The 299-nt window shown below is 50.8% G+C and carries 1 protein-coding gene; it reads right to left on the reverse strand.

Going from position 1 to position 299, the window contains the following annotated elements:
* Positions 1-299 (reverse strand): hypothetical protein (locus tag NE473_RS31395; RefSeq protein ID WP_256265666.1); only part of this gene is annotated, 299 nt, incomplete at both ends.

Below are 299 nucleotides of genomic sequence, written 5' to 3' on the forward strand. Positions count from 1 at the left end.
CTGGTACTTCCCCGCACGCACCCGGCAGCGGATGGGGAAGTACCAGTCCTTTTTCCTGATCCGGAAAATGGTTCTGCTGCTTCAATTGTTTCCCCATTGCAGCTCTTCTCTCTCTCCATCCGAAAGGAGGAAATCACCGCCACCATGGTAACCAGCAGGAAACAGATGGCAATGGGTATTACACGTTCGCCGAATGCTGCCACCAAATAACCCATGATCCAGGAAAGGACCGCAAATCCCAAAGAGCCTGTTGCTCTCACCACTCCGAAGTTCATGGATTTTCCACAGCTTATATAGTA

The sequence above is a fragment of the Hungatella sp. SL.1.14 genome (assembly GCF_024460495.1).
Lineage (GTDB): Bacteria > Bacillota > Clostridia > Lachnospirales > Lachnospiraceae > Hungatella > Hungatella hathewayi.